This is a genomic window from Methanofastidiosum sp. (assembly GCA_020854815.1).
GTDB lineage: Archaea > Methanobacteriota_B > Thermococci > Methanofastidiosales > Methanofastidiosaceae > Methanofastidiosum.
This window is the reverse complement of sequence record JAHKLW010000011.1, coordinates 1-7,541: the sequence shown is the minus strand read 5'-3', so window position 1 is coordinate 7,541 and position 7,541 is coordinate 1. Positions and strand designations below refer to the sequence as shown.

Here is a 7,541-nt window from a genome sequence, read left to right as displayed (position 1 = left end):
ATTGCAAAATCTTTATAAAAAAAATATCCCTGTTCCAAAGCCATACTCTTTAGTTAATCAAACAATTTTTATGGAATACATCCAAGGCGAAACATTGATGGATATTATAAATTCCAATTTAGCCAATAAAGAAAAATTTCTTGATAGTCTATCAAGTTTTTTTTCTAAAATTCATGAGATAAAAAAAGGTAATCTTTCTTTATTAAGAGGGGACCTAAGCATAAAGAATTTTATTTATAAAAATAGGATTTATGGGTTAGATTTTGAAGAAAGTACTTATGGTAATAATCTAAAGGATATAGGTGGAACAATAGCTCAAATTATAGATTCTTCGCCTTCATTCACTGATGAAAAATTCTATTTATCAAACTATTTTCTGGAAAAATACTTACAGAATAAAATCTTTGAATTTGATGAGATACAGATATTATTGAAAAATTACTTAATTGAAGGTTTATTATTTGATGCGTCATTCCGGCCAAATCAAAGGGATGAAATCCTAAAATGGGCATCAAAAATTAAAAAAGATTTTGACCAAATCTTTGGTATACAATCCCAATGAAAAATATCAAAGAGATAATCAATAATGCAATGTCCGTTTTTCCATATACTACCTCTTCGATATAAGTTCTCTTATCGTATACTCCAAAACATCTGCCCTCCATGGAAACAGTGAGAGTATCAATATATTGCATAGTTGATCTGATTAGCGGAATAAAAGTATACCTTGCCATTGTATACAAAGATTTAATTGACATTTTGTCTATAGAAAGTCCCCTTGCAGCTTGAGCATTTCTGACGTTCCCTGTTTCGAATTGAAACGTTGGAACAAATCTCAGGGCAACTACAAGAGTAAATCCATATCTATAAGGGACGCCTGCCTGCATCAAAGAATAAGCAAGTTTGTTAGGTTCAGTAGTCATTACGAATAGAAAACTTGAAAATACAATTGCAAGAAATCTTGCCACTGAAAATATAGCAAATTCAAGGCCATTCGAGGTAATTTTAATTATGCTCCACTCTAAAAGTGCGTATCCATCCCTGATGAATAGAACATTGATAATTAGGAGGGACAGTGAGAAAACAATGAAAAATTTTTTTCCTTCAATCTTTGATAATCCAATGCCACTTACTATATAAAGAAACAAAACCAATGTAAGAGCCAACACTTCAATTTCCCAGTAGTTGAAAAGAAAGAGTGAATATGCAAACATGAAAAGAACCACTATCTTCGAAATAGGATTTATTCTATGGAGGAAAGTTTCCTTTTCGATATATTTAATCATAATAATTATCCTGAAAAGAACTCTTCAAATGAGAGATCTCTTAAGATATTTATCACCTCTTTCTTTTTACCATCGACAACTATCTTCCCTCCTTCAAGAAATATAATTCTGTCTTCTCGTGAACTTAAAATTCTTGGATCGTGAGAAACATATATTATAATTTTTCCCTTCTTTCTCTCGTTGTCAATCCAGTTCAAAATTAGCCCAGTATTTTTGTCGTCTTGACCTACAAAAGGCTCATCAAGAACAACTATTTTTGGATCACATGCTTTAATCGATGCAATGTTAAGCCTTCTTTTTTCACCAAAGCTAAGCTCTTGAGGGTTCTTTGTTTGATAATCATTTAGTTGAAAATCACTTAAAATTTCTTCACAGTTATGGAAGTCTATTCCAAAATTTCTTGGACCGAAATTTAATTCTTTCCAAACTGTTTCTTCAAATATCTGATGATTTGGATTTTGAAAAACATAGCCCACAATTCTTGATAATTTTGAAACATTCGTGCTCCTAGTATCTTCTCCCATTATTCTTACTTCCCCCCCAGTTGGTCTATAAATTCCAAGAAGATGAAGAAGCAGAGTTGTTTTACCAGAACCATTTTTACCAATAATTGAAAGTACTTCTCCCTCTTTCAAAGAGAGACTTATATCAGAAAGAATTGTTTTTCCATCTTTTTCAAAAGTGAGTCCATTAATATCAATTAAGGATTTTCCAAGGTGGCCATTTCCATTTTTATTACAAGAAAAATAATTTTTTTTAGCGCATTTCTTACATATTTCTTTTATTGTTCCGTTTTCCATATACACAATTCTATTCCAAAGACCTTCAAGATATCCAAGTTTATGCTCAATTACTATAATGGTTATATTTGTCCTTTTCTTGATTTCAGATATTGTTTTGAATATTTCCTTTGTAGCAACTGGGTCAAGATTTGAAGTTGGCTCATCAAAGATTAGAATTTCCGGTTCCATAGCCATAACTGAAGCTATAGCAACTTTTTGTTTCTCCCCTCCAGAAAGAGAGAATACGTCCCTACTTTCAAGATCTTCGATCCCTACTATTTTGAGATAATATTTCAGTTTATCTTTGATAATATCTGGAGAAACCATGAGATTTTCCAATCCAAAAGCAACTTCGTTCTTAACACGCAATGTACATATCTGACCTTCAGGGTCTTGTTGTATTATTCCAACTTTTTTTGATATATCAAAAATCTCTTGGGAAAAAACATCAATTCCATCAATTTCTAGAGATCCACTTTTTTCCCCCTTATCTCTAAGAAATCCGCCTATACATAGAGCAAGAGTGGATTTACCACATCCAGAATCTCCATTTATTACAATAAATTCTCCCTTATTTATCGAAAGATTAATTTTTTCGAGAGACTTTTTGTTTTCTCCAAAATATGAAAAAGAGAAATCCCTGATATTAATCATTACTCTATCACAATCCTAGTGATATCTCTAATCCAATATCCTCCTGCATATCCTTTAGCAACTAGAGTAAAAGATCCGTTGTTTTCTGTAATTATAACTTCATCGTTGCCATATATTTCTTCAAGCGAAAAACTTACTTCATATAGATCTTTGGCGATAATTCTTATTTTATTTCCTTGGGGATTTGAGTTCTTTACAATAGAGCTTAATGGCACACCTTTGTATTCTTTGGGTTCAACATAGGTATAATCTCCCTGGAGTTCAGCGTTAACAGTAATCTCTTCATTTCTAAAATCTTGTGGATAAAATACATAAGGATTCTCTACATTCCCGCTTATATCTATCCCATCTTTTGTTAATGGTTGTGTTAAATAATAAGAGGCAGCACCAAGAGCTAAAATTGCAACGATTCCTATTGTCACACTATTTTTTATAGATAATTTTTTCTCTCCTTCTTTTACCTTAACTTTGAATAATTCAACTACATTCTTAGGGAATACTCCTGCAAAAACAAAACCTGAGATAAGGGCAACAACAGAAATGGCTAAAAATAAAGGCAATGCTTCATATGGGGCAAAAAATATCTGAAAAATAAAGACATTTGCAGCTGTTGAAAGTCCCCCTGCAATAATGTAGCCTGTGGTAGAATCTTTTTTAAATGGTAAAAATGATAGATCAGCAATCAATCCTTGAATACCAGATAAAACTATCACAAATAGGCCTAGTTTACCTCCTGATAAAAACTCAACAAACCCTTTTAATATTCCAACAAAAGTACCGGTTCCTTTTTTGTTTAACATACCAATAGCAAAAATTACCCAAAACATGTGGAGGCCGGCCATGAATTGTCCCGCTCCAAAAGGTACTCCAAAGAACCTATTAATTAGATTACCTAGATAACCCACGTAGGTAGATAGTACGCCTCCAAGAGAAGATATAATGGCAATAGTTACAAGATCTTTTGTAGAAAAATAGTATTTGTTTTTTTGATTAATTGTTAATTGCTTTTTCATATCAATTCTCCATTTTAATCAAATCTATATCTCCTTGATCATAAATCAAATAGTGATAAAATCCACCAATTTCTTCACTTGCATATATGGGAGAACCTCCTCCCCCGGTGATTATGTATTTAGTATTATTCTGGATAACTTGATGATACATATGGACATGACCAGAAAATACAATACTAGTGTTATTCTTTTCTACAGTTTTAATGAATTCCTTTCCCCCTAGCATTCTATGTATTCCCGAAGGTCTTGGATCAAAAGGAGGCATATGTACAAAAACAAATTTTTCACCATCAAATTTCAATTCATTTTCTAGAAATGAAATATTTTCTTGATTTAAGAGCCCAATAGAATTATCTAAAATAATAAATTTAGTCCCCATATAAGTAAAACTGTAGAATGTATCTCCATAATATTCTTTGTATAAAGATCCGCCCTCAACATCACCATCATGGTTTCCAATAATAGTGTAAATGGGAGTATCATAGTTTCCTATAATTTCTTCAAATTCATCAAAATATTTTTTTTCTTCATGAATTACAAAATCACCAAGGTGTATCACAAAATTTAAATCTTCTGAATCTATATCATGCATTATCTTTTTGAAGACTCTAGGGTAAGGATCTTTAGAGCTATCTGGTCTTGAGTCACCAACAATTGCAAATCTCAAATTATCCTTTTCTGGTGATTTAATAAAATATTTATTCTGAGATAGAGATGGTAAATCTAACACTAGTTTATCATTTGGGTTTATACTTCGAGATTGGCCATTTATTTCAATTATACTCTCTTTTTTTATGTTTAATATTGAAATCTCCATTTTCTTAGGAACAATTGAATAATTATTAACGGTGAGAGTCATATAGGGGGATTTTGACCAAATAGTATTATTATCCCTAAGTACCCCTCCTTCTAAATCTATGGATCTATGCCCTATTGATAGCGAAATGATAATAATCACTGAAATTAGAGGCAGCAATATTTTCTTCACGATATAATTTATCTAATATATCGCTTAAAAGATTTCCCATAGTCATGATTTATTAGACATAACGCTTATATATTCAAAAATAATATCATAAATTGGTGATTGTTTGAATAGAAATTATATACCAGTATTGGCAATACTAGTTTTAGTATTAAGTTTAGGATGTACAACTCAAAATGTACCCGCTACACCCGATTATACGGTGAATTTTACAGGACTGCATAGCGAAACTTTGTCTTTAAGCCAACTTAAGACGATGAAAGCTGAAACTTTTGATGCCACTCTTGTTAAGTCAACTGGAACAGAAATTCCAAGCAATTATACTGGCGTAAAACTAATGGACATACTAACTAGCTATGGCGTCCAACCTGAATACATATCTTTCGTTGCAGAAGATGGATACATGATTACTCTTGTGAAGGATGAATACGATGGAGCATATTTATGCTACGCAGAAAAAGGAGTTCAGTTAACACAAGAAACAGGCGGACCTATACAGATTGTAATACCCGATCAACCAGGAAAGCTTTGGTTAACTTGGTTAAAAGAAATAAAGCTACTTGATTCTTCAAATGCATTAGTTGTTACAGGAAACACAAAAGTTACAATAGTATTAACTCCAGAAGATTTAGGCAGATTTGAAAAGAAAACTATTCAAGCTGAATTCAAAGGAGAAATGGGGACATACACAGGGGTACCATTAGTTGCAATACTAGATAGAGCTAGATACGCAGATACTGCTACATCAATTAAATTTATTGCATCAGATGGATATTCAAAAGAAGTTTCATTCCAAGAAGCATATTCTAAAGAAAATATACTCATAACTGACGATTTTAGACTGATTATGCCCGGATATGCATCTGGATTTTGGATTAATAACTTAAGAAGAGTGGAAGTAATATGAAATCTTCTAAATTTTATTTTTTCCTAATTTTTTTTATATTAATTTTAGGATCAATTGGGTGTGGTCAAAAAATTGAATGGCCATTTTATGTGATTCAAGGAGAAAATATCAAAACTTATCAATTTGAAGATTTATATTCTATGCAAAGTACAACTATAACAGAAATAGTTATTGATAAAGAAAAAAGAGAAGTTATTTGGGAAGGGCCAAGAATTTCTAACTTTGGTGATAGTGGTATAGTGAACTATATTTCGGAGGATTTTTATCTTGTTAGCATTCCATACAGAGAAAAGGTAATAGCAAGCTATAAGAAGCAAGGAAAGTTATTATCTGAAGAAGAAGGCGCTCCATTAAAGGTAATATCTGACCCCTTATATGGGTGCAAATGCAACTGGCTAAAGAAACTCAAAATAATTGAATTCATTGATGTTTCAAAATCCCTTTCAATCTATGGGAATGTTACCAATGTGGTATACTTTAGTGGTAGAGATTTAAACATATTTTATTCAATTCAAGATATCTTAGATAATAAATACAATTCTGCCACGCTATCTCAAATATTAACAAAAGCATTACCAAAAGAAGGTGCAACTAAAGCTATTTTAACTGCAGAAAATAACTTTGAAAAAGAATATCTAATTACTGAGATTACTGATGAGCTAGTGTTATATGAAGGCGAGAAGTTCAATATTCCTTCGTTAGGAATAAAGGGATTAAGATCTATTAAAGTTGAGTAACCCTCAATCATACTTTGATAGTCTTCTTCTTTTAGCCTCAAAACTTTCGTTGCATGAAGTCATCACATGGTCTTTATAATACGCCCTGAGTTTATCTAAATCTTTTTTCTTTTGTTCCATCTTTTCTTTTATTATAGGGTCTTGTTTTGAAAGATATTCATTTTTCAAGGCTATAAGTTCTTTTTCTACATCTTTTATCTTCTGTAAAGTATCTGAAGTGAGTCTGTCCGATTTCATTTTATCTACCTATATTTTTTATAAAAATATTAAAAATAAAATTAAACTATTCTAGTTCGATTGAGATTTTTAATGCCTATTATCTGTTGTATCTCATCCATGCATTGGCTAGCTTCATACCTGTCTTTATGATGTTCTCTAGATCATCATCTGATGAATTTGCTCTTGAACTCTTTTGCATTCCTGAACCCAATAACTGACTTAAGATATCGTTTGGCTCATTACTCCTAGAGCTCTTGTTAGACATCCGTAATCCTGCATCCAATAGATCACTTAGGATATCGCTAGATGAATTAGTTCTAGAATCTCCCTGCATCAATGCTCCCAAAATCTCACTTAAAGCATCGCTTGATGCACTTGATTTCGAACTCTTAGACATATCCAATCCAGCGTTAATTAACTCGCTAAGTACATTTTCTTTTGATGCATTGGCCCCAAATTTCTGAATTGCCATCTGTATACCGATTCTTATTATTTGGCTTAGTATCATATCTTTTAGTGTTTTTGTTTGAACTTCTTGTTTATTTTTTGCATAAAAGATAGTATTTGATGAGGCACTATCAATTATTGCCTGTAATCTTGCATCGTCCCTTATGCCGGCCTCACTCGCAGCAGCCATAATTGAAGATATTAGTTTTTCTGCGTCAAATTCTTCTTTTTTTCCACTACTTCTAATTACGTATGTCATACGGATATTCATCTACTCCATAACATATAAAATTAACTGAAAATTCCTATTATGTCTTATCCTGTAATTATTTCCTTTTCCTTTCATTAAAAAATCTCCCCTATTTTAGGTAGTATCTGGCAAATTACTGCCAGATTCTAGCTTTCTGTAAAATGCCTTTTCTGGCGTCTCAAGCACGTCAAGATTCAAGCTCATATGGGGTCGCTTCTTGTTGTAGAAGTTCATGAACTCTTCTATTGATTTGAAGTATTT

Annotated in this window: 9 protein-coding genes; 3 read left to right on the top strand and 6 right to left on the bottom strand. The window is 32.0% G+C overall.

Going from position 1 to position 7,541, the window contains the following annotated elements:
* The coding region (locus tag KO464_01190; protein ID MCC7571986.1) for a hypothetical protein at positions 1–562 on the top strand (562 nt) is incomplete at its 5' end.
* Here KO464_01190 and KO464_01185 read toward each other — a convergent pair.
* From KO464_01185 to KO464_01170, 4 genes are read right to left on the bottom strand one after another with little or no spacing between them, the layout of a single operon-like run.
* Entirely contained in the window at positions 519–1,286 is a 768-nt protein-coding gene (locus tag KO464_01185) for an energy-coupling factor transporter transmembrane protein EcfT (protein MCC7571985.1), read from the bottom strand. The genes KO464_01190 and KO464_01185 overlap by 44 nt on opposite strands.
* Before the next feature lie 5 nt (positions 1,287–1,291).
* The gene (locus KO464_01180; GenBank protein MCC7571984.1) at positions 1,292–2,722 is read right to left on the bottom strand and encodes an ATP-binding cassette domain-containing protein; all 1,431 of its coding nucleotides are present in this window, start codon (positions 2,720–2,722) and stop codon (positions 1,292–1,294) included.
* Positions 2,722–3,735, bottom strand: a complete 1,014-nt coding sequence (locus tag KO464_01175; protein MCC7571983.1) for an ECF transporter S component — start codon at positions 3,733–3,735, stop codon at positions 2,722–2,724. Before KO464_01175 ends, KO464_01180 begins: the two co-directional genes overlap by 1 nt.
* A 1-nt stretch (position 3,736) precedes the next feature.
* Complete coding sequence (locus KO464_01170) at positions 3,737–4,723, bottom strand: metallophosphoesterase (GenBank protein MCC7571982.1); 987 nt, start codon at positions 4,721–4,723, stop codon at positions 3,737–3,739.
* A 103-nt stretch (positions 4,724–4,826) separates the two neighbouring features.
* Here KO464_01170 and KO464_01165 point away from each other — a divergent pair, with 103 nt between their 5' ends.
* Both KO464_01165 and KO464_01160 read left to right on the top strand, forming a co-directional pair.
* A complete protein-coding gene (locus tag KO464_01165; protein MCC7571981.1) occupies positions 4,827–5,627 on the top strand; it encodes a molybdopterin-dependent oxidoreductase in 801 nt (266 codons plus the stop codon).
* A 140-nt stretch (positions 5,628–5,767) separates the two neighbouring features.
* Positions 5,768–6,364: a hypothetical protein gene (locus tag KO464_01160; GenBank protein ID MCC7571980.1), complete on the top strand. Its 597-nt coding sequence runs from the start codon at positions 5,768–5,770 to the stop codon at positions 6,362–6,364.
* A 3-nt stretch (positions 6,365–6,367) separates the two neighbouring features.
* Here the strand turns inward: KO464_01160 and KO464_01155 are convergent, their stop codons facing one another.
* Both KO464_01155 and KO464_01150 read right to left on the bottom strand, forming a co-directional pair.
* Entirely contained in the window at positions 6,368–6,601 is a 234-nt protein-coding gene (locus KO464_01155; GenBank protein ID MCC7571979.1) for a hypothetical protein, read from the bottom strand.
* 79 nt (positions 6,602–6,680) lie between these two features.
* Positions 6,681–7,289: a hypothetical protein gene (locus KO464_01150; GenBank protein ID MCC7571978.1), complete on the bottom strand. Its 609-nt coding sequence runs from the start codon at positions 7,287–7,289 to the stop codon at positions 6,681–6,683.
* Positions 7,290–7,541 lie beyond the last annotated feature (252 nt).

Coding starts and splice junctions, on each gene's coding strand:
- KO464_01180 (MCC7571984.1), bottom strand. CDS start 2,722: ATGATTAATATCAGGGATTTCTCTTTTTCATATTTTGGAGAAAACAAA.
- KO464_01155 (MCC7571979.1), bottom strand. CDS start 6,601: ATGAAATCGGACAGACTCACTTCAGATACTTTACAGAAGATAAAAGAT.
- KO464_01160 (MCC7571980.1), top strand. CDS start 5,768: ATGCAAAGTACAACTATAACAGAAATAGTTATTGATAAAGAAAAAAGA.
- KO464_01150 (MCC7571978.1), bottom strand. CDS start 7,289: ATGACATACGTAATTAGAAGTAGTGGAAAAAAAGAAGAATTTGACGCA.
- KO464_01175 (MCC7571983.1), bottom strand. CDS start 3,735: ATGAAAAAGCAATTAACAATTAATCAAAAAAACAAATACTATTTTTCT.
- KO464_01185 (MCC7571985.1), bottom strand. CDS start 1,286: ATGATTAAATATATCGAAAAGGAAACTTTCCTCCATAGAATAAATCCT.